This window comes from Microbacterium sp. IO18 (genome assembly GCF_049099505.1).
Lineage (GTDB): Bacteria > Actinomycetota > Actinomycetes > Actinomycetales > Microbacteriaceae > Microbacterium > Microbacterium aurugineum.
Genome location: NZ_JBMJAF010000001.1, coordinates 1,735,139 through 1,756,296, shown reverse-complemented (window position 1 = coordinate 1,756,296; position 21,158 = coordinate 1,735,139). Strand labels below are relative to the sequence as shown.

At 68.3% G+C, this 21,158-nt stretch carries 18 protein-coding genes; 5 read left to right on the top strand and 13 right to left on the bottom strand.

The genetic code is table 11. From position 1 onward, the window contains the following. Positions 1-37: 37 nt before the first annotated feature. Complete coding sequence (locus tag ACLF6J_RS08520; RefSeq protein ID WP_134352903.1) at positions 38-1,027, bottom strand: malate dehydrogenase; 990 nt, start codon at positions 1,025-1,027, stop codon at positions 38-40. 53 nt (positions 1,028-1,080) lie between these two features. On the opposite strand from ACLF6J_RS08520, the gene ypfJ reads away from it, so the two are divergent. Together ypfJ and pip are read left to right on the top strand one after the other, a co-directional pair. Next, positions 1,081-1,959 carry a KPN_02809 family neutral zinc metallopeptidase gene (ypfJ, locus tag ACLF6J_RS08515; protein WP_134352904.1) on the top strand — a complete coding sequence of 293 codons (879 nt, stop codon included), beginning with the start codon at positions 1,081-1,083 and terminating at the stop codon, positions 1,957-1,959. Positions 1,960-2,029: 70 nt separating this feature from the next. Further along, positions 2,030-3,013, top strand: coding sequence for a prolyl aminopeptidase (gene pip, locus ACLF6J_RS08510; protein WP_134352905.1), 984 nt, complete (start codon positions 2,030-2,032; stop codon positions 3,011-3,013). A 126-nt stretch (positions 3,014-3,139) separates the two neighbouring features. Here pip and ACLF6J_RS08505 read toward each other — a convergent pair whose 3' ends face one another. Genes ACLF6J_RS08505 through ACLF6J_RS08495 form a run of 3 tightly spaced genes read right to left on the bottom strand, consistent with a single transcriptional unit; the run spans position 3,140 to position 6,654 of the window. Beyond that, positions 3,140-4,936 carry an aldehyde dehydrogenase family protein gene (locus ACLF6J_RS08505; protein ID WP_134352906.1) on the bottom strand — a complete coding sequence of 599 codons (1,797 nt, stop codon included), beginning with the start codon at positions 4,934-4,936 and terminating at the stop codon, positions 3,140-3,142. Positions 4,937-4,964: 28 nt separating this feature from the next. Further along, positions 4,965-6,359, bottom strand: coding sequence for an MFS transporter (locus ACLF6J_RS08500; RefSeq protein ID WP_244093588.1), 1,395 nt, complete (start codon positions 6,357-6,359; stop codon positions 4,965-4,967). A gap of 31 nt (positions 6,360-6,390) precedes the next feature. After that, positions 6,391-6,654, bottom strand: a complete 264-nt coding sequence (locus ACLF6J_RS08495) for a glutaredoxin domain-containing protein (protein WP_047521334.1) — start codon at positions 6,652-6,654, stop codon at positions 6,391-6,393. A gap of 82 nt (positions 6,655-6,736) precedes the next feature. On the opposite strand from ACLF6J_RS08495, the gene ACLF6J_RS08490 reads away from it, so the two are divergent. Next, on the top strand, positions 6,737-7,129 hold the full coding sequence (locus ACLF6J_RS08490) for an SIP domain-containing protein (RefSeq protein WP_134352907.1): 393 nt from the start codon (positions 6,737-6,739) through the stop codon (positions 7,127-7,129). A 14-nt stretch (positions 7,130-7,143) separates the two neighbouring features. On the opposite strand, the gene ACLF6J_RS08485 is transcribed toward ACLF6J_RS08490, so the two are convergent. Then, positions 7,144-7,599, bottom strand: a complete 456-nt coding sequence (locus ACLF6J_RS08485; RefSeq protein WP_131492979.1) for an adenylyltransferase/cytidyltransferase family protein — start codon at positions 7,597-7,599, stop codon at positions 7,144-7,146. Positions 7,600-7,718: 119 nt separating this feature from the next. Here ACLF6J_RS08485 and ACLF6J_RS08480 point away from each other — a divergent pair, with 119 nt between their 5' ends. Continuing rightward, positions 7,719-8,939, top strand: coding sequence for a glycosyltransferase (locus ACLF6J_RS08480; protein WP_134352908.1), 1,221 nt, complete (start codon positions 7,719-7,721; stop codon positions 8,937-8,939). Here the strand turns inward: ACLF6J_RS08480 and ACLF6J_RS17655 are convergent. The 5 genes from ACLF6J_RS17655 to ACLF6J_RS08450 all read right to left on the bottom strand — a co-directional run bounded on the left by ACLF6J_RS17655 (position 8,936) and on the right by ACLF6J_RS08450 (position 14,206). Beyond that, positions 8,936-10,522, bottom strand: coding sequence for a glycoside hydrolase family 16 protein (locus tag ACLF6J_RS17655; protein WP_134352909.1), 1,587 nt, complete (start codon positions 10,520-10,522; stop codon positions 8,936-8,938). The genes ACLF6J_RS08480 and ACLF6J_RS17655 overlap by 4 nt on opposite strands. Positions 10,523-10,616: 94 nt before the next feature. Continuing rightward, entirely contained in the window at positions 10,617-11,132 is a 516-nt protein-coding gene (locus ACLF6J_RS08465) for a serine acetyltransferase (protein WP_134352910.1), read from the bottom strand. After that, the gene (locus ACLF6J_RS08460; RefSeq protein WP_134352911.1) at positions 11,129-12,028 is read right to left on the bottom strand and encodes a glycosyltransferase family 2 protein; all 900 of its coding nucleotides are present in this window, start codon (positions 12,026-12,028) and stop codon (positions 11,129-11,131) included. Before ACLF6J_RS08460 ends, ACLF6J_RS08465 begins: the two co-directional genes overlap by 4 nt. After that, positions 12,029-12,937, bottom strand: a complete 909-nt coding sequence (locus ACLF6J_RS08455) for a glycosyltransferase family 2 protein (protein ID WP_134352912.1) — start codon at positions 12,935-12,937, stop codon at positions 12,029-12,031. A gap of 60 nt (positions 12,938-12,997) precedes the next feature. Beyond that, positions 12,998-14,206 (bottom strand): O-antigen ligase family protein, encoded by a 1,209-nt coding sequence (locus ACLF6J_RS08450; RefSeq protein ID WP_134352913.1) that lies wholly within the window; start codon positions 14,204-14,206, stop codon positions 12,998-13,000. Between the two features lie 207 nt (positions 14,207-14,413). Here ACLF6J_RS08450 and ACLF6J_RS08445 point away from each other — a divergent pair, with 207 nt between their 5' ends. Beyond that, a complete protein-coding gene (locus tag ACLF6J_RS08445) occupies positions 14,414-16,006 on the top strand; it encodes a hypothetical protein (protein ID WP_134352914.1) in 1,593 nt (530 codons plus the stop codon). A 258-nt stretch (positions 16,007-16,264) separates the two neighbouring features. Here ACLF6J_RS08445 and ACLF6J_RS08440 read toward each other — a convergent pair whose 3' ends face one another. From ACLF6J_RS08440 to ACLF6J_RS08430, 3 genes are read right to left on the bottom strand one after another with little or no spacing between them, the layout of a single operon-like run. Further along, positions 16,265-16,978 (bottom strand): CDP-alcohol phosphatidyltransferase family protein, encoded by a 714-nt coding sequence (locus tag ACLF6J_RS08440; protein WP_134352915.1) that lies wholly within the window; start codon positions 16,976-16,978, stop codon positions 16,265-16,267. A gap of 8 nt (positions 16,979-16,986) precedes the next feature. Continuing rightward, positions 16,987-20,430 (bottom strand): fibrinogen-like YCDxxxxGGGW domain-containing protein, encoded by a 3,444-nt coding sequence (locus ACLF6J_RS08435; RefSeq protein ID WP_134352916.1) that lies wholly within the window; start codon positions 20,428-20,430, stop codon positions 16,987-16,989. A 29-nt stretch (positions 20,431-20,459) separates the two neighbouring features. After that, on the bottom strand, positions 20,460-21,020 hold the full coding sequence (locus tag ACLF6J_RS08430) for a hypothetical protein (protein WP_134352917.1): 561 nt from the start codon (positions 21,018-21,020) through the stop codon (positions 20,460-20,462). Positions 21,021-21,158: the final 138 nt, after the last annotated feature.

The following is a 21,158-nucleotide window of genomic DNA, read 5'->3' as shown; positions in this document are numbered from 1 at the left end:
CATTCTGCCCTGTCGGACGGCGCCGCGGCGACCGGATTCACAACAGACCGAGGGCTTGCACCGTCTCTCGCTCCTGGAGCAGTTCCGCGACGGACGCGTCGATCCGCGCGCGTGCCCACTCGCTCAGCTCCAGCCCTTCGACGATCTGCCACGCACCGTCGACGGAGCGCACGGGGAAGGACGAGACGAGACCCTCCGGGACGCCGTATTCGCCGTGCGAGACGACGCCGGCCGAGGTCCAGTCGTCGGTGCCCCGGACCCAGTCGCGCACGTGCTCGATGGTCGCGTTCGCGGCCGACGCCACCGACGACGAACCGCGCACCGCGATGATCTCCGCTCCGCGCTTCGCCACCCGCGGGATGAACGTTTCGTCGAGCCATGCCGGCACGTCGCCGACGATCTGTTCCAGAGCCGGCGCCACCGGACGGCCGGCGACTGTGGCGTGCGAGATGTCGGGGAACTGCGTCGCCGAGTGGTTGCCCCAGATCGGCACGCGGCGCACGGTGTGTACCGGGGTGCCGAGGGTCTGCGCGAGCTGGGCCCGCGCGCGGTTCTCGTCGAGTCGCGTCAGGGCGGTGAAGCGCTCGGCGGGTACGCCGTCCGCCGACGCGGCCGCGATCAGGGCGTTGGTGTTGGCGGGGTTCCCGACCACCGTGACGCGCACTCCCGCCGCCGCGTTCGCCGCGATGGCCGCGCCCTGCGGGCCGAAGATGCCGGCATTGGCGGCGAGCAGGTCGGCGCGCTCCATCCCGGGCCCGCGGGGGCGGGCCCCCACGAGCAGGGCGAGGTCGCACCCGTCGAAGCCCACCGCGGCGTCATCCGTCACCTCGACGTGTTCGAGCAAGCCGAACGCGCCGTCCTGCAGCTCCAGTGCGGCGCCCTCCGCGGCACCGAGTCCCTGCGGGATCTCCAACAGGCGGAGCCGTACCTTCTCGTCCGGTCCGAGCAGGTCGCCCGCCGCGATGCGGAACAGCAGTGCGTAGCCGATCTGGCCGCCGGCGCCGGTGAGGGTGATCGTGGTCGTCATGCCCCGAGCATACGTCCGATCACGCCGGTCGTCCCTCGGAGTACCCTCGTCGCATGACCTTCAATCCCGACGCCGACATCTCGGGCAACACGACCCGTCGACGCGGTCGCACCGCAGCCATCGCCGGGGGTGCGGGAGTGGGCGTGCTCGGCATCATCGCGCTCATCGCGGGCCCCCTCCTCGGCATCGACCTGACCGGGCTGCTCGGGGGTGGGGCGCCGAGCGGGAGCGGCGAGCCCGTCGGGGGATCGGTCATCGAGAACTGCGACACCGGCGCGGATGCGAACGCGGACATCGACTGCCGGATGGCCGGCGCGCAGCTCGCGCTCGATGACTTCTGGGCGGAGAACGTCGACGGGTATCGCGCGCCGCAGATGATCGTGGTCGACGGCTCCACACCCACGCAGTGCGGAACGGCGTCCAATGCCGTCGGACCGTTCTACTGCCCGCCCGAGGAGGGGGTCTACGTGGACCCCACGTTCTTCCAGCTCATGCAGCAGCAGTTCGGGGCGTCCGCCGGTGACCTTGCTCAGCTCTACATCGTCGGGCACGAGTGGGGCCACCACATCCAGAACATCACGGGCTACATGGACCGCTACCCGAACAACGGGACGGGCCCGGGCAGCAACGGGGTGCGGATGGAACTGCAGGCGGATTGCTACGCCGGGGCCTGGATCGGCCGGATCTCGGAGGAGACCGACAGCAAGGGTGTCCCGTACCTGAAGCCGACCACCGAGGCGCAACGGGTCGACGCCCTGAACGCGGCGGCAGCGGTCGGTGACGACAACATCCAGGCGCAGTCCGGTTTCGTGAACCCGGAGAGCTGGACGCACGGCTCCAGTGATCAGCGTCAGCGCTGGTTCGCCGAGGGGTACCAGAACGGGCTGGGCGCCTGCGGCCAGGTGTTCACCCTCGCCGAAGGTGACCTCTAGCAAAGGGGCACCCGCGAGGCAGGTCCGTTACGGTGGAAGAGGCAGTACTGCACGACCGGCTGGGGGGCCGATGATGACGAAGACAGACGCACTGTATCCACCGATCGAACCGTACGACACGGGGGAGATGCTCGTCGGAGACGGTCACCGCATGTACTGGGAGGTCAGCGGCAACCCCGAAGGCAAGCCGGTGGTCTTCCTGCACGGCGGCCCCGGCAGTGGAACCTCGCCCTGGCAGCGGCGGTTCTTCGACCCGGAGGCTTATCGCATCGTGCTGTTCGATCAGCGGGGGTGCGGGCGCAGCACACCGCATGCGAGTGCTCCCGATGCCGACTTCCGTCACATCACCACCGCCCACCTGATCGCCGACATCGAGCTGCTGCGCAAGAACCTCGGCATCGATGAGTGGCAGGTGTTCGGCGGGTCGTGGGGGAGCGCCCTCGCACTCGCCTATGCGCAGGCACATCCGTCTGCGGTGACCGAACTCGTGCTCCGCGGGATCTTCACGCTGCGTCGCGAGGAGCTCGAGTGGTTCTACGAGGGCGGGGCAGCGGCCCTCTTCCCGGACCTCTGGGAGAGCTTCCTCGCGCAGATCCCGATCCTGGAGCGCTCGCACCTGATCGAGGCATACCACCGCCGACTCTTCGACCCCGACCCGGCGGTGCACGTGCCCGCCGCGATCGCCTGGTCGACCTGGGAGGCGGCGACCGTGACGCTCACACCGGATCCCGCGCAGATCGCCGCCCTGTCCGATCCGCAGAAGGCCACCGCGTTCGCCCGCATCGAGAACCACTTCTTCGTCCATCGCGGGTGGTGGGACGAGGGGCAGCTGATCGCCGGCGTCGACGCCATCCGCCACATCCCCGCGGTCATCGTGCAGGGTCGACACGACGTCGCGACCCCGATGATGACGGCGTGGGATCTGCACCGGGCGTGGCCCGAGGCGGAGTTCATCGTGGTCGACGATGCCGGTCATGCGGCGACCGAGCCCGGCACGCAGAAGGCGCTACGCGCGGCGACCGACCGATTCGCCCGAGCCAGCCGCACGACGTGAAGGAGATCTCGGGGAACGAAGGAGTGGATGCGCGACCGGCTCCTTCATTCCATGAGTTCTCCTTCGCTTCGCGCTGACCGTCAGGCTCGTTTCGCGCTGACCGTCAGGCTCGTTTTGCGCTGACCGTCAGGCTCGGAGAGCCTTCGTCAAAGTCTTCACGAGCCCCAGGAGACTGCCGTCGACCCGGTAGCGGGTCAGTCCTTCGCTGACGGCCGCACCGGTGCGCGCGGAGACGAACCACGGCGGCTTGGGCAGGATCGTGAACCGTCCACCGCCGTTCGCGATCGGCAGTGAGCGCGGGAGGGGGCGGAACGGTCCGCGGAGCACGGAACGCTCGACCCCGTCGAGCAGGAGCGCGTTGTGCACGATCCCCAGGCCGCTGCCGACCTCGTCGATCGTGCCGCCCGGGAACGCGCCCCAGGTCAGTGTCGGGGTGATGAATGCGAATGCCGTCCAGCTGTTGATGGCGATGGAGCCGTAGTGGAGCGCGGCGATGGCCCGTTCGAATCCGGCACCGAGCGACTTCTCCGTGGCAGGGTCGATCAGCAGGTTCGCGCCGAGGGTGCCCTCCAGCCTGTCGTTCGCATGGGCGACAGCGGCATCCAGGAAGTCCTGGCCGGTTCCCGGCACGGTCACGACTCCCAGCACCGGGGCGAAGTACTCGGTGGTCTCCAGCGCGGTCGCGTCGTCGTCGGCGTCGATCTCGACGAGCAGCCGGTCGCCCAGCACGAGGGCGTCGGGGTAGGCGTCGGATGCGAGCTCCATCCGCGAGGCGGAGCCCGGGTACCAGGTCGGACGTTCGGGGGCGTTGGCGTATGCACGGCGCAGCGCGGCTCGGAACGCATCGGCTTGATCCCACTCCGACGACATGATCACCACTTGGCCCGCGATGCAGTTGTGTCCGCAGTTCTGCAGGCGCATGGTCGCGATGTGCTCGGCGTGGTACGTGAGGTCGGCCTCCGTCCACGCGCCGGGCACCACGATGATCGGTGAGACGCCGCCGAGCTCGGCCGTGATCGGCTTCTTCAAGCGCGGGCGGTTCTCGCGGCGACGGCGCTTCGTGGCCGCGGCACCCTCGCCCTTCGACGGCCCCCACACGATGGTGTCGAACGTCGCGGCGGACCCGGTGATGTGCACGTGCGCGAGTCCGGGGTGGTCGGTGAGGAAGGCGCCGACCGCCGGGCCGCCTCGCACGATGCGCAGGAATCCCGGCTCGATGAGGGGCGCGAGCGCACGCTTGTACACCGGCACGAGAGCGTCCTGAGTGGGGTTCACCTTCAGCAGCGCCGTGCGGTTGTGGGCGAGCAGCTCGTAGAACACGTCGAGGACAGGGATCGAGGTGATGTTGCCGGCACCGAGCACGAGTCCGACGCCGCCCGATGCGGTAGGTGTGCGCTGCGCGAGACCGGCGGATGCGCGCGCGGCGTTCGGAGTGATCCCGGGCTCCAGCCAGACCTCGCCCGTGAAGCCGGACAGCAGGAACCTGTCGATCCCGGTCAGGGGGAAGGCGTGCACCCGGGTACGCCCACCCGGGGCGCGGTCGATCGTGATGCCGTCGAGCGGGTTGGTGCCGTCCGCCAGGCGGGAGAGGGTCGCGATGTAGGCGTCGAGCGCGCCGATCACGCTGTAGGGGCCGCTGAGCCATTCTTCGCCCCGCAGCGGATGCGCCCCGTCGAGGCCCTTGGAGGCGGAGGCCGTGTTCGCCCAGTCCTCGGCGGTGGCGGCGACGCTCGTGCGCACCGCGCGCAGCAGGGTCACGCGTTGAGCGATCGTGAGGGCCGACCACGTGCGTGCACCGGCGTGCAGGTCGTCGACGGCGGTGTCGAGCCGTTCACGCTCGCCCGCGCTCATCCCGGGAGCCTCGGTCTTCGGCGCGCGCTTCGGAGCGGGCGTGGCGGCGGTGGAGGTGCTCGCAGAAGTCATCGATGTCTCCTTCGGACGGGATCCCAGCTTAGGCGTCGAGGCTCGCCACGGCGTCGATGTCTTCCCTGCGCAGGCGATAGCGGCGGAGGGTCAGCAGGCTCGCCGCCATCAGTGCAGCGGGGAGGACGCTGAAGCTCAGGACGATGCCCGTGATCGCGGCCGCCGGTTGCTCGACGGTGGCGCCGGCGACGGTGGAGATGTAGCCGGTGGTGGCGAGGGTCAGTGACACCGCGGTCGCGCCCAGGGCGAAGCCCACGGTCTCGCCCGCGGTCCAGATGCCGGTGAACGTGCCCGCCTGTCCCGGCCCGCTGGTGCGCTCGTCGTGCGAGATGACATCGGGCAGCATCGCCATCGGCAGGGACTGGAGCCCCGCGTAGGCGATGCCGGCGACGGCGACGGATGCGTAGATCCACGCGCCGGGCGTCCAGACCGCGATGACGAGGGTTGCCGCGGCGGCGGTGAACAAGCCGCTGGCGATGGCGAATGCGCGTTCCTTCCCGGTGCGCCGGGCGAGCGCGGTCCACGCCGGCGTCGCGAGCAGCGCGGGTCCGACGAGGGCGACGAACACGAGCGTCACCGCGTCTTCGGATCGCAGGACCCAGGTCGCGACGTACTGGGCGCCGGCGAGCATCGTCCCCGTCGCGAGCGCCTGCAGGACGAAGGTCCCCAGCAGGGCGCGGAACGGTTGACTGCGTCCGAGTGCCCGGAAGCCGGACATGTACTGGTCGCGCCACGTCGAGGACACGATCGGCGCCCCGGGGGCGTGCGCGGTGCGCCGCGCCGCGATGTCCGCCGTGCGGGCGGCGATCAGCATGCCGATGCCGATCGCGAGGCCGGAGGCGATCCCCATCAGGAGGTATCCCAGGACGGGATCGGAGCCGGCGTTGCGCAGCGCCGGACCGCCGGCGCCGAAGAGCAGGATCGCCGCGGTGAGCACGACGACGCGCCAACCCAGCAGGCGGGTGCGCTCGTCGTAGTTGCCGGTCAGCTCTGCGGGGAGCGCGACGTAGGGCACCTGGAACAGGCTGAAGGCCGTCGCGGTCGCGAGGAACGCCAGCAGGACGCTGATGGCACCCGTCACCGGTCCCCAGGAAGGGGGGACGGCGAAGGTGAGTGCGAAGAACAGCGGGAGCGCGAGGGCGCCAGTGACCATGAACCCGCGACGGGACCCCGTGCGTGCGAGCTGTCGATCGGAGGCCGCGCCGATCAGGGGATCGATCAGGACGTCCCAGATCTTCGCCGCGGTGACGATGAGTCCCGCGGCCAGCGCGGCCACGCCGAGGTTGTCGGTCAGGAAGTACGTCAGCACCAGCCCGGGCAGGGTGGCGTAACCGCCGGTCCCCAGCGACCCGATCGCGTACAGCACGATCGTGCGCGGGGAGAGGCGGACGGATGCTCGTTCGGGCCGAGCCTCAGTGCTCATCGCGCCAGTGTAGCGGCGCCACGGCGACCGTTCAGATCAGTGCGAGCTCGCGCAGCTTCGACTCGACATCGGCGTTCGACGGCTCGACGTGGTGCGAGGCGTCGGGGTACACGACGACCGGGATGTTCGTGCGCCCCGAGATGTCCTTCGCGATGTCCGCGGCAGCGGGCTCCGCGACGAGGTCGACATAGGTGTACTCGACGCCGAGCGCATCGAGCTGCTTCTTGGTGCGGATGCAGTCGCGGCACCAGTCGGCGCCGAACATCGTGATGGTGTCGGAGGCAGGAGAAGTCATGCCTCCAGCCTACGGCTGCGTGGATGGGGTGGCGCTGAGAAGCCTCTTGATAGGTAAGGCTACCCTTATCTAAGCTGGTGGCATGAGCAACGCGTGCGAGCACCTGGATGACCCCGACTGGGACAGCATCGAGGGGGCCGTGCTCATCGCCGGCGATGCGGCCGATGCCGGTACCATCGCCGGCATCGCGGCGCGGCTGCCCTGGGACGCCCAGGGGGTCATCCTCCTCGAGGTCGCGGCGCGCATCCAGTTCCGCCACATCGATGTTCCCGAGGGCGTCTCGGTGCGGTGGCTCGTGCGTGGCGACGGCATCCGTGCACACGCTCGCGGTGAGAGACTCGCGAACGCCGTCCACGCCTGGTGCGTGGAATGGGCATGCGGCGAACCGTGGTCCCCGTGGACCGTCTGGCTGGGCCCGCACACCCCTCCACACGTGGCGCGGATGGCGCGCAGCCTTCTCGGCGTCGCGAACTGAGCGACGCCCGAAGGTCAGCGGGTCGCGGCGACGGCCGGGGCGTTCGCGCCGGCCGTGATCGCGTCGAGCGCTCGGCGCAGCGATGAGCTCGAGGTGTGCGCCGTGTACGGGAAGTACACGACCTCGACGCCGACCTCGGCGAACTCGCGCTCGAGGCGCAGGCCCTTGTCGGTTCCGCGCCAGTCGTCGCCCTTGAAGAAGTGCGTGAAGTGCACGTCGCGCCAGGAGTCCATCTTCGATGGTGTGGTCTCCACGTAGACGTCGTCGACGAAGGAGATGTGCTTCACGATCTCCGCGCGCTCGGACGTCGGGATGACGGGCTCGATGCCCTTCACCTGGCGCAGCATCTCGTCGCTGACGACACCCGCGATCAGGATGTCGCAGTGCTGCTTGGCGTGACGAAGTAGATTCAGATGCCCGACGTGAAAAAGGTCGAAAGCACCAACGGCATAGCCGATACGCGTCCCCATGATCTCCCCAGATCAGTAGTCCCCAGTAAGCGGATCCCCACCCGCTCAGCGACTCCCACAGCCGCAAGTCGAGAGTCTAGCAGGTTCGGGTTTCTTTCCCCACAGGAACACATGGAACGATGGAGGCCGCAGGCATTGCGCGTGCGGAAGAGGGGGCTGACGTGGGGACACCGGTCACGGTCATCGTGCCGACGTTCAACGAACGCGACAACGTCGCGGAACTCGTCGCCCGCATCGCCGGCGCGCTCCCCGAGGGGGATGCCGAGATCCTCTTCGTCGACGACAGCACCGACGACACCGCTGCCGAAGTGGCGCGCGTCGCCGCCGATGCCCCGGTCCCGGTGCGCGTCATCCATCGCGCCGAGAACCACGGCGGTCTGGGCGGGGCCGTGGTCGTCGGGATCGAAGCCGCGTCCTTCGACGTCTGCATCGTCATGGATGGCGATCTCCAGCATCCGCCGGAGCTCCTGCCCACCCTGCTCGACCGCTACGACGCGGGGGATGCCGATCTCGTCGCCGCGTCCCGCTACGTCGGTGGAGGGGACACCCGCGGCCTCGGGACGGCCGTGCGGTTCGGCGTCTCGCGCGCTGCGACCTGGCTGACCCGGGCGATGTTCCCGATCCGGCTCGCTCGCAGCACCGACCCGATGACGGGCTTCTTCCTGGTGGACCGGAAGCGCCTCGACGTCGCGAATCTCCAGCCTCAGGGCTTCAAGATCCTCCTCGAGATCCTGGCCCGCAACGACCTGCGCATCGCCGAGGTGCCGATGGAGTTCGCCGAGCGCCGGCACGGCACGTCGAAGGCGAGTCTGCGCCAGGGAGCGACCTTCATCGCGCACCTCGCACGTCTGCGATTCGGGAAGATGTCCTTGTTCGCACTGATCGGCGCGATCGGCGCCGCCGCGAACCTCGGGATCATGTGGGCGCTGACCGCCGCCGGCGTCCCTTACATCTGGGCGGCCATCATCGGCGCCGAGGTCACGATCATCGGCAACTTCTTGCTGCAGGAGCGCTTCGTCTTCGCCGACATGCGCACCGACGCCCGTGGCCTCGGGGTCCGCTTCGCCAGTTCCTTCGCCTTCAACAACGTCGAGGCGGCACTGCGGATCCCCGTGATGGCCTTGATGGTCGAGTCCTGGCACATCTCGAGCGTGCTCGCGACGGCCCTCTCCCTCATCGTGGCCTTCTTCGCGCGGTTCCTGTTCCACTCGCTCGTCGTCTACGCCCCGAAGCGGCGCCGGAACGACGACGCGGCGGCATCCGAGCCGAAGCCGGATACCGCCGCGCTGCGTGTGATTCGGGCGATCGATACCGAAGTGATGAAGCCCGGCGAACTCTAGGGCGCGGAGACCCCGAGGCCCGACCACGGAGCCGTGAGCGCCTCCGGTGCGCGCTGAGACAGGTAGCCGAGGAGGACGACATCGTCGCCGACCGGAACCGTACGGTTCGCCCGCGCGGTCAGCTGCCAGTCGGGCTCCTCGGAGCCGACCGTCCACGCCTTGGCTGACACCTTGCCGTCCACGACGCGAAGGGAGACCTGCACATCATCGCCCGGACCATAGCTCCCGCGACCGCCGACGTAGACATCCTCGAGAACCGTGCTGCGGTTGCCGGTGACGCTCGCCATCGTGAGGCGGAGGGAGCCGGACGCCTTGAGGGATACGGTCGCGCGGTAGCCGTTGCGGCCGTCTTCGGAGGAGAGCACCTGGAGCGAGTGGTACATCACACCGGACCCGATGTTCTCCGGCACGGTGAAGGCGACGGTCGCCTCGGAGCCGCTCGTGTCACCGCTGTCGTAGGCGTGGCGGATCTCCTTGCCGGGCCGCAGCTCGAAGGCGCCGGACTCGATGGCGGGCGGCTGCTCGACCGGAGGTTCGACCACGGGAGGTTCGACCACGGGAGGTTCGACGACCGGAGGTTCGACCACGGGAGGTTCGACGACCGGAGGTTCGACCACGGGAGGTTCGACCACGGGAGGTTCGACCACGGGAGGTTCGACCACGGGAGGTTCGACGACGGGAGGTTCGACGACCGGAGGTTCGACCACGGGAGGTTCGACGACCGGCGGTTCGACGACCGGCGGCTCGACCACGGGGGGCTGCTCGTCGGGGTTCGCCATGCGCCAGATCTTCAGGCTCGACAGGTTGATCGTGCCACCCTTCCAGCCCTTCGCGGGGAGACCGATGCCGCAGTCGGGCTCCACCGGGGCGCAGCCGATCTGGAGCGTGACCCGCGGATACCAGGTGGCACCGGGTCGTTCGAAGATGGCGTTCCAGTCGAAGCCGGGACGCACGTCCTCCGGTCCGGCATCGAGCATCACGTGTCCGTCGACGCTGATGACGATGCGGTTCGGCGTCTTCTCCATCACATAGGTATGCACACCGGTGGGGTCGGAGTTCGGCAGTTTCTCCCAGCGGACCGAGCCCTGAAGGCTGCGATGGGTGGGGCCGTACTCATTGTGGATCGTGGCGGCCGGGCGCGCATCGTCACCGAAGACCTCCATCAGATCGATCTCACCGTGCGCGCTGTCGAGCGGCCGCAGCCACATCAGCGCCGGCCACAGCCCGGGTCCGAAGGGCACGGAGCCCGTGGCCTCGACGCGGGAGTAGTTCGGGATCCTGATCCCGAAGCCCTTCGCATCACCGGAGGTGTAGTCGGCGGTGGAGCGGCTCTCTGCCGCGCCTCGAACGCTCAGACCCGAGGGGCCGAACGAGACGTTGCTCGGGATGTCGTATGACGACGTGTTCGACGATTGGCCCGTCTCCAGCGTCCAGCGGCTGGAATCGGACAGGTCGACATCTTCCTGGAAAGTCCATCCAGGAAGATCCTCGTCAGCCGCGACCGCTGGTGCGGCACTGAGGAGGGACAAAGTGAGGATCGTCGCGCCGAGCGCAGCGATCGTCGTTCTTCGCGAGGTTCGCATGATTCGAAAGACTCATTCCGTCGGACCCCCTCCGCGGAAAATAACGAGTTCATCACAGCATGATCGGGCGTCGAGGTCAAATCGGAAGTCGGGCTCAGCTGCGGATGTCGGATGCCGGAGACATGACCACAGCTCCCGCCGGAACGTCTCGGAAGACGACCGCGTTCGGTCCGATCCGCGCGTTGGTACCGACGGTCACCGCGCCGATCACGACGGCCCCGACGCCGATCTCCACCCCGTCTTCGATGACAGGGCAGTCGTCCGAGAGCTTGCGGTTCCCGAGGGTCACTCCCTGTCGCAGCATCACGCCGGCGCCGATCCTGCTCGCCGGGTTGACGACGATTCCGACACCGTGGCGGAGGCGGAGGCCGGGTCCGACTTCGGTGCTCACGGGTAGCTCGATCCCCATGAACCCCTCGGTGACGAGCTTGTAGGAGCCGCCGACCGCGAGGAAGAGCAGCCGGGACAACGGTCCGCTGCCGGCCCGCCAACGCTGAGCCGAACGGAACCAGCGCAACACGAACCTGCTCTTCGGGTAGGCGGCGTTCGCCTTCCGGTCGGCTGCCCACACTGTCCGGAATCGTTCTCGGGGGCTCTGTGCTGTCGTCATGTCGCCACTGCCTTCTCCTCGAGCCGTGCAGACAGCCACGCCCGGCGCTCCGCGAGCTTGCGTCGCAGTGCGCGCTGGGCAGCGGGCGCGTGACCGTGCAGCGCGCTCTCGAAACGCTCGGTGAAGCGGTCCAGCTCGGCCTGCTTCTCATCCGGAGTGCGGGAGTCGTCGATCGACAACGATGTGATCCGTACCGCGGGGGCGCCGATGAGTCGCTCGGCCAGAGCCGAATACGCGGCGGCGAGGTCCGTGTTCTCCCACGATGCGCGACGCCACTGCGCCGATGCGGTCACCTGCCCCGGGTGCACGCGGTAGGCGAGCCCCGGCAGCGCGAGCCTGCGCAGGCGTGCGCCGTTGGCAGCCATACGCAGCCACAGGTCGTAGTCCTCGGTCGGCAGCACCCGGTATCCGCCGACGTCCTGCACGGCCGACCGGCGGGCGAGCATCGTCGAATGCGCGACCGGGTTCGTCAGCAGCAGGTGCAGGCCGAAGTCTTCCTCCGAGATGGCAGACGGGCGCGGAAGACCGGGCACGCCCGAACCCCACGTCACGACGGTGGTGAACACCGCGTCCACGGTGCCGTCCATCGCGCCGAGCTGCCTCCGGAAGCGCCCGGGGAGCACGAGGTCGTCGGCGTCCATTCGGGCGATGTATTCGCTGTCGGTTGCGCCGATGAGATCGTTCAGGGTGGCAGCGACGCCACGATTGGAGCGCGAGAGTACGCGCACGCGGGCGTCCAGGACACCTCGTGCGGCTTCTGCCGTCGCGTCCGAGCTGCCGTCATCGAGGACCACGATCTCGGCATCGCGCGGGAGGGCGTTCAAGGTCGACCGGATCGCCGACGCGATCGTCCCCGCGGCGTTGTAGGCGGGGACGATCACGGAGAGACGAGGCATCTACATACCCCGTCCGCGCTTGTTCAACGCGGAGACCACCCGCTCGCCGGAGACGAACCCCATGCCGACGAGCATCGCGAGGTAGGCGCGCGGCTGACGAGCGTCGTGGCCGATCGCGCGACGCGCCCAGGAACGCGCCTGTGGGCGATCACCGAGAGCACCGTGGGCGAAGGCGATCTGGCCCTCGATCCGGGCCTGGCCCTCGCCGCTCCGTGTGAACTCCGGATGCTTGGCGAGAAGGTAGCTGAGGCCATCGACGATGCCCTGCCACTTCTCGCTGAAATACGACGTGCGATCCCAGTGGATGATGGTGTGCGCTTCGGGGACCGCAGCGACGCGGCCGAACTTGGCCGCCCGCAGGAGCAGGTCGTAGTCCTCGCCGTACGAGGCAGGAAGCTCTTCGTCGACGAGACCGAAGCCGGTCTTGAGGGCCTCTGCGCGGATGACGAAGGAGCTCGGGTGCAGTTCGGTGATCCGCGATCGGAGGAGATCGTCCAACTCGACGGTGGCGGGGGAGAGCCGCTCGTGGGTGCCCCCCGCGGAGTGGATCTCGATGCCGGTCGCCGTCAGCACCACGCCGGGGTCCTCGAACAGGGGCAGCTGCGCGGCGAGCTTGCCCGGTTTCCACTCGTCATCGTCGTCGCAGAATGCGATGAGCGGCGCACTCGCCTCGAGGATTCCGGTGTTCCGCGCGCCGGCGAGCCCGGCAGTCCTGGTGTTGTTCACCGCCCGTAGGGTGTGCGGTCCACGCTCGAGGTCCTCGAGTTCGTCGATCGGTGTGCCGTCGTAGACGAGCACCACTTCGATCGGATGGACGTGTTCCTGTGCGAAGACGGACGCCACGGCGCGACGAAGCAGCTGTGGACGGTCTCGTGTCGCCATGACGACACTAACGATCGGTTGCACCATCGACTCCCCTAAGTCTTGGTCGAACTGTCGCGCTTCCCCAAAAGCGCGATCCGGGCAACTCTACCGTGTCGGCGGCGGCGGTGCCAACGCTGTACTGCGCAGTTCGCGGATCGCGAGCGCCGCAGCGGGGAAGGTCAGGATCAGACCGTTGGGCAGCACACCGTAGAAGAAGACCTCGACGAGGATCACCAGCTGCACGGTGTTGAGGATGAGCATCGCGGTGCTGCGCCCGCGGATCGTCGCGAAGAACATCCAGGCCAGCGCGGCCATGAAGCAGATCAACGCCGGGAAACCGTGCGAGAACATCACCATCCACAGATGCCCCTGCGTGCCGGCGGAGGGCGCACCGTCCGTGAACGATGGTCGGGGCGCCCCGTAGCCGAACAGTGGAGAGTGCAGCGTACGGACGAAGGTCTCCTCGTAGAGGTTCGCCCGGTCCTCGGTCGACGAGCTGGTCTCGACACGGTCGGTGAGCTTGCTCCCCACGTCGAGCGCTACCGCGGCGATGCCGGCGATGATGCCGATGACGCTGAGGAGCGCGACTGCTCGGAGTCGGCCGGCAAGGACGAACCGGACGAAGAGGTAGGCCGCGGCCACGGCGAGGCCGATGAACATGCCACGGTTCAGCGTGAGGAACGCCGGGATGAGGGACAGCGGGATGGCCAGGATCAGCAGCCAGAACCGTCGGCCGCGGGGGATCACCGTCAGGTAGGCGACGACCATCGGGAGAGTGATCGAGTAGACGTTGCCCCAGCCGTTCGTATAGAGGAACGGTGCGGACGGCCGTGGGTCGAGAGCGAGCCAGCTGTCCGGGTTGTATTGGGTGAGGCGTCGGACGACCATCTCGCCGATGAGTTCGTTCGCCTGCAGCCCCTGTGGGAGGACGTAGGACAACGGCGTCCGGAAGGAGAATTCCGGGGCGACGATGCCCGCGAAGCCGCCCAGCACGGCCCACAGCCAGAACAGGGTGAAGACTCCGAGCATGTAGCGCAGCGTGAGCGTCTCACGGGCGTTGTAGACGTAGATGAAGACGATGGTGATCGCGATGTAGAGAAGCGCGCGATAGACGAAGCCGATCAGGCGCCCCGACGTGTCGATACCGATGACCGATGCGCACATCAGGACGATGAACAGAAGCCAGATCGAGAAGCCGCGGGGCACCTGGATGCCTCCGCGGCGGATCATCAGCACCGCCATGCAACCGGCGAGAGGAATCCACGCCATCTCGGCGAAGCCGAGGACCCACCACAGGGGGAAGAAGGCGAGCATGGCGGTGAAGGGCCAGCGGGGGAGGGCCGATCGCGATGCGCCGAGGGGGCGCGCAGGCGTTCGCCCTACCACTGTCGCGTGCGTGTTCACCCGTCCTCCGTGTTCACTCAGGGTTCGCCCCTAGGATAGGTGCAGAGGCTGTGACATCGGCGGGAGAGCAGTGGGGGCTGTTCCGCAACGGTGTGAAGGCGAGGGGGAATTTCGTCCATGAATGAGGATCAGACCGGCGCGGCGTCGCTGGGCTTCGAGCAGTACGTCTTCGTGCTGAAGCGGCAATGGCGTCTGCTCATCGGTGCCACGGTCATCGGGGGGCTCGTCGCCGCCCTGTACCTGCTTCTCGCGCCGCAGACCGTCACCGCGACGACGACCCTCAATCTGAACGTCATCACCACCGAGCCGTTCAGCGCACAGCGCGCGGCCTCCGGCCTCCTCGACGACGCGACGGAGACGGCGATCGCGCGGTCGCACGTCGTCGCGTCCCGCGCCTCCGATCTCCTGAAGGACTCCCTCTCGCCCAACGAGATCCGTAGCGCCTCCACCGTCGCGACCACTTCCGGCGCGGCTGTCGTCACCGTCGACTTCGAGGCATCGACCGCCGCCGATGCGATCCGTGGCGCGGACGCGGTGGCCTCCGCGTACCTCTCGTTCCGCAGTGACCAGGCGCAAGAGCGCATCGATGTCATGGTGAGCAACCTCACCGAGCGCATCGACGCCTTGAACAAGACACTCGGCGAGGTCAACCAGCAGCTGGTTTCGGCCGACCCGAGCAGCGCCGCGTATGCGCAGGCGACCACTCAGCGTCAGCAGATCCTCACCGAGCTCGACGGCCTGCTGTCGGAGCGCAATGGACTCCAGAGCGTCGACACCACGGGCGGTATCGTCCTCTCCGCCGCGGAGGACAACGAACTGGCCTATTCGCCGGCGCGCACCGTCACGCTGCTCACCGGCCTCGCCGCAGGCCTCGTCGTCGGCATCATCGCTGCCTTCGTGTGGAACCCGTTCGACCGTCGACTCCGCAACGCCAAGGAGATGTCGCGGGAGCTGCGGGCACCCGTCTTCGCCACGCTCGACGCCCGCCGCGAAGACGTCCCCGCGCGGGGCGACGCCGCAGATTCGCTGCGAGTGACCCGCGAGCGCCTGCTCGTGGACATCTACCTCGGGTCGACGGTTCTGGTGATCGACGCCACGCACCGTGGGGAGACGTCGCCCACCGCCGTCAACCTCGCCGTGGTCACTGCGCAGGCAGGGCACAATGTCCAGCTCATCGTGCCCGAGGGCTCGGAGAAGTTCCGCGACCATCTGCGAACGGCGCTCGCGCTGGAAGCTGCGTCGGGTGGCACTGCCTACTCGAAGACGGTGCCTGCCCTGCGGGTGTTCTCGGCCACGGATGACGGAGACGAGCTCCAGGGCGACCTGTTGCTGACGGAGCAGACGCACGTGGCCATCGAGAACGCGGGCGCCGAGGAGATCACCTTCCTCGTGCTCTCGTCCTCGGCGCATCCCGCGAGCATCCTCGCCGGTCTGCGTGTCTCGCGGTCTGTCGTCATCGTCACGCGGGAGAAGGACACCACCAGCGCCGAGATCCGCTGGCTTCGCGAAGAGGCCGACGGAATCGAGACGCCCATCCTCGGCGCTGTCGCGGAACGCGCGGTGTCCCGAGGAGACCGCGGAGAAGCGGGTATCGCCTGGCCGCTCTCCGCTCGCTCCGAGCGCACGGCGTCCTCGCGGCACAGCGCCCGCACCGACGTGACCGCGGCGGCCCGGGACGAGGAGTCCTCTGTGGTGTCCGGGGCTTCCTGATCCCGGGACGGCTTCGCGCTGGTCTCTCGTTCGAAGCTCCGAGTCGCCGTAGCGCTTCCTCTCGAAGATCGCCCCGCGCAGGTGCCTCGACGTCGATCTCCGGGCATCGGGAAGAGGCCCTGACCGAACGTGGCCAGGGAAGGTGTGAACTCCGAGGGCCGACTTCGCGTGTCACCTTCCTCGCGCGCAAGAAGAACCCCGTCGCCGAGTGGATGGGCGACGGGGTTCTCCGCTCGAGCGCGGGATCACGTGGCGTGATCAGCGAAGGGTGAGCTTGCGGTACTTCCGTCGCATCGACGCTGCGGTGTGCACGAAGTTGATCACGAACAGCAGCGCGTAGACGACCGCGAACAGCGGCGGGAAGATCCAGCACGCGAAGCTCCAGCAGAGCACGCCGGTGTCGGTCGGGAGGAGGAACAACGACTTGCGGAGCCCGTTGGACTCGGCCTCCTCGCCCCCGGAGTTGCGGACCAGCTGCTCGGCGAGGATCTGGCTCATGAACTGGCCCACGCTCATCACCGTGAACAGCAGGGCGACCACCGCGAGCCAGGCGAGTTCCGGGCGGTGCAGGACGACGACCACCGCGACCGTGAGGTGGATCGCGGGCGTGCGGATGGCGTCGACCACATGATCGAGCCACTCGCCGGCAGGACTCGACGCCCCGGTCAGACGGGCGACCTGACCGTCGGCCGAGTCGAAGACGTACCCTGCCGCAAGCAGGGCGGCGGTGAGCAGCGCCGTCCACCAGGTGGGGCCGACGATGACCAGCACCGCGAGTCCGGCTGCCGAGAGGGCGGCGCTGATCATCGTCACCGCGTTCGGCGTCAGCCCGAGGGCCGCCGACGCCGCGGCGACCCCTCGGGCGAGCCGACGGTTGACCCAGCGCGTATAGGCCGGGACACCTGCGCCGCTCTTCTGGGCGCGGTTCAGATCGGCGAGATACTCTCGGAATCCGTTTCGGGGTGCGGCCATCACACCTGTCATGATGTCACGGCGGAGAGCTCGAAGCTGTGGCTCGGAGTGGAGCGGTAGTTCGAGTGCACTTCGACCGCGATCACGTTGGTGCCCACCTGGAACGCCGACGCCGGCACGTCGAACACGAACGGGGTGTTGACGGCGTTCGTCGCGGACACCGCGGCGTTCGCGTAGGTGTTCTGTGTGACGGTCCCAGGGTCGATGTTCTTGCGGGCGACTTCGACGCCGTTCACGTAGACCACGATGCCGTCATCGGCGCGGGTGGTCACCGTCAGTTTGTCGAAGTCGACCGCGGTCAGGGTGACCGGGTGACGGTAGTAGCTCGTCACCGGTCGCGGCGACTGAGCCGTGTCGAGAGGCGTGGCGAGGCCGCTGTGTCCCCACCCGAAGGCGCCGGCCCCGGTCGTCCACGCCGAGGCGTCGAAGTCGGTCGCCGCCCAGTTCGCCGGAATCGCGTCCGTCGAGAACTGGTAGGACCAGTCGGATCCGGCGGCGATGACGCTCGTGTCGGCGGGCTCAGGCTCGGGGTCGGGCTCGGGCTCGGGCTCGGGCTCGGGGTCCGGCTCCACGGGCGGTGCCGGCTGCGTGCCCATCGTCGCCACCGCTTCGAGCTCGAAGCTGTGACTCGGGGTCGAGCGGTAGTTCGAGTGGACCGACGCCGTGATGACGTTGGTGCCCGTGGTGAACAGGTAGCCCGGAACCGTGACTGTCTGAGGGTTCGCCAGCGCTGTCGCCGCTCCGACCGCAGCATTCGCGTAGGTGCCCACGCCAGCCGTGCCGGGGTCGACATTCTTCCGGAGGACCTCCGTGCCGTTGACGTAGAGGACGATGCCGTCATCAGCGCGTGTGGTGATCTCCACGGACTCGACCTTCGAGGCATCGGCGACCTGGAACGCCTGTCGGTAGAAAGAGGCGAGCGGCTTCGGCGTGACGCTGGTGGTCAACGTGGTGCCGAGAGTTGCCTGGCCCCATCCGAGAGGAGCCGCACCGGTCTGCCAGGAAGACGCGTCGTAGGACGTGGTCGTCCACGCGCCCGTCGGACCCGTGGCGTTGTAAAGGTAGGACCACTCGGACCCGGCCGCGATGAACGTCTCGGTGGTCGGCTGCGCCGGCGGGGCGACCGCCGTGACACCGGCGGTCGATGCGGAGGCGTTGCCGCGAGCGTCGATCGCGCGGACGAAGTAGAGCGTGTCGGCGGGCGCGGCCGGCAACGTGGTGGTGGTCCCGGTCACAGTCGCGACCACACGATCCTTCCGGAGCACCTGGTATGCGGTCACTCCACGGTCATCGGTGGAGGCGTTCCAGCTGAGTGCGACGCCGTCGTCCGCAGTGTTCACCACGAGACCCGTCGGCGTGGTCGGCGCCGTCGTGTCGCGCTGGGCGTGGCGTACGAAACCGCCCGACCATTGCCGCACGTAGCCGGCCTGCGTCGAGTAGCTCCAGTCACCGCCCTGCCAGAGCGTGCCCTTCGAGTCGACGAACAGAGCCCACGAACCTGCGCCACGCTGCGTGTCGAAGTCGCCGTTGAAGCTGGGGATCCGGTCACCGGTCGATGCGCTCCACGCTCCCGAGCCATACACAGCGTCTGCCGCAGTCCAGGTCGTTCCGATCGGGTTCCAGGTCGTCGCACCCTGGTACTGGGTTTCGAAGCAGTGGCATCCGCCGTAGACGGCGTTTCCATCGGTGGCGATCGCTTGGAAGTCACCGCCGGCGTTGCCGACCGACGAGCTCATCAGCGTGAGACCGTCTCGGGAGTAGCTGAACAGCGAGTGCTCGGACCCACCGAGCCAGACGCGGTCCCCGACCTCGAGGACAGCCTGCTGGTATCCGCTGCGTCCGCTGTTGCGGTTGGAGAAGACGACAGACCACGGGTAGAGGTCGGTGTTGCTCGCGGACATCGCGGCGGCCTTGTCCGCCGGGCGAGACTTCGACTGCGTGAAGAATCCGGCGAAGTACACGCGATCTCCACGGGCCGAGGCGTCGACGCTCATGACCGTTCCGTTGAACTCCGGGTTCCAGGAGCCGTCGGGCGTGCCGTTGGTCACCGAGAAGCGGGCGGCACCGCGCGTGTAGTTGGACGAGGAGGACGATCCACCGGTCGAGTGCGTGAAGACGCCGGCCGCGTACAGCCAGCCGTCCTGGACATCGAGGGTGCGTACAACGGGCACGCCGCCGCTCAGCGCATTCGTCAGGCGCCCTGTGAACGTCGGGTCGATCTCACCCGTCGTCGCGTTCAGCACGACCAGACCGGCGACGTTCTGGCCGTTCACCTGGGTGAAGTAGCCGCCGACCGCGATGCGGTTGTTGGGCATTGCCGCGAGTGCCTTGACCTGGTTGTTGAAAGTCGGGCGGAACGTCGAGACGAACTCCGCCGAGTCACGCTGGAACGCGGCAAGATACGACTGGGACTGGGCGCTGCCGCCGCCCGCGGTCTTCTGCGCGGAAGTGAAGTTGCCGCCGACGAAGACCGTGTTGCCGACCTCGGCGAACGCCGAGACCTCGTTGCTGCCCTCGATCGACGCGGGTCCGTTGCCGAGGCCGGCGACGCCCCAGTTCTGCGTCTGCGCGAAGCTGTCGACGACGGCCTGGTTCGCGATCGCTCCCGTGCCGGACGACGGGATCGCGGTGAGCGACGCCGTCGAGATCTGCGGACGGATGAACACCTGCGTGAACGGGCGGGCGTAGCCGGTGTTCGTGTCCTTCGACCACAGGTAGCTCGTGTCGCTCGGGTTGCCCTTGATGTTGCTGCCGAATCCGAAGCCCATCGCCCAGCCTTCGGTCGAGCCGGTGATGGTGCGGACGCGGTTGTAGTTGTTGTCGCTTCCGAAGTTCGACGTGTTGCCGCCGGTCCTCGTGACGCCGCCGATCTTGTACTGCGCCACCCGCTGCTCGTTGTTGAACATCCAGGTCCACTTGTCGCGCGGGCTGGAGAACGTGAACGTCATGTCCTGCCACGTCGTGCCGGCCGTGTTGGTGGCGCGGACCAGGCGGATTCCCTCGGCGAGGTTCTTGACCGGCTGGTTGTTCACCAACTGGTCGATGAGCTCGCCCGACAGCTGGCGCGGCTTGAACGCCGCGGGGCCGGTGATGTCGGTGCGAACCTGCTCGGGCGAGCCGGAGCCGTTGGTCGACGTCGCCCAACGCTCACGTCCGCGTCCGACGAGCAGCCAGCCGCCTCCGCTGGTGGTCTGGTCGCAGTAGAACTGGTCGGCGGCGACCATTGCCGGCGTCTTCAGCCAATAGATGCCGTCCGAGGACTGCGGGTCGCGCTGTTTGATCTCCCAGCACGATGCCGCGGCGGTGATCTCGGACAGGCCGTCCGCCGTGGGCAGCGTCGGTTCGGCGGCGGACGCCGCGGATACCGAGGTGAACATCGCTGCGATCGTGAGGGCGGCGGTCGCCGCTGCGACCGCGACGCGGCCGGTGCGGCGAGAGGTGTTGCGAGTCATTTCAGGGCGCCTTTCGTCAGCGGCCGAGGTCAGCATGTCGGGTCGTTCGGGAAACTGTGGTTGGCGATCCGCCAGATGTCGTCGCTGCCCTGCACCAGCGTGAAGAGGTGCAGTGCGCGAGGCGTCTTCGCAGAATCGTCACCGATCGGATCGCCGTTGGCGTCGAGGATCGACACGGCGGAAGAGTCGATACACGCCGTGATCTGAGCTGTCGGCGGATCGGAGTCCGAAGTGAGGCTGGTGACCTCGCTCGTCACGAGTGTGGGCGAGCCCTTGATGCTCCAGCCCTGAGAGATGAGCTCCTGCCACTGCGCCTCGAGCTCTGCGGCGTACGAGTCGACGGCGATGTCCTTGAGGAGAGCCTCGAGGTCGGCCGACGTGCCCACCGTGCCGATCGGAGCGGCCAGCGCCGTCTCGATGGTGACGAGTGCCTCGTCATCATCGAGCTCGCCCGCCACGGTCGGCGGACCGGCCGGCGCGGGTGTCGCTGTCACCTGCGGTGTCGGCGACGCCGCACCGGGCGTCGAACCGTTGCCACTGTTCGTGGACAGCGCGAAAGCGATGATCGTGCCCGCGGCGATGAGAACCACCGCGACGATCGAAATCCATAGAGCCTTGCTGCGCCTCTTGGCGTCAGTAGGCGTCCCCAAAACGTCCCCAGACATTACTTTTCCCCAGTTGTAAGTTGCTCGTCCCACCGAGCGGCCTCCGACACGACTCGGTCAGAA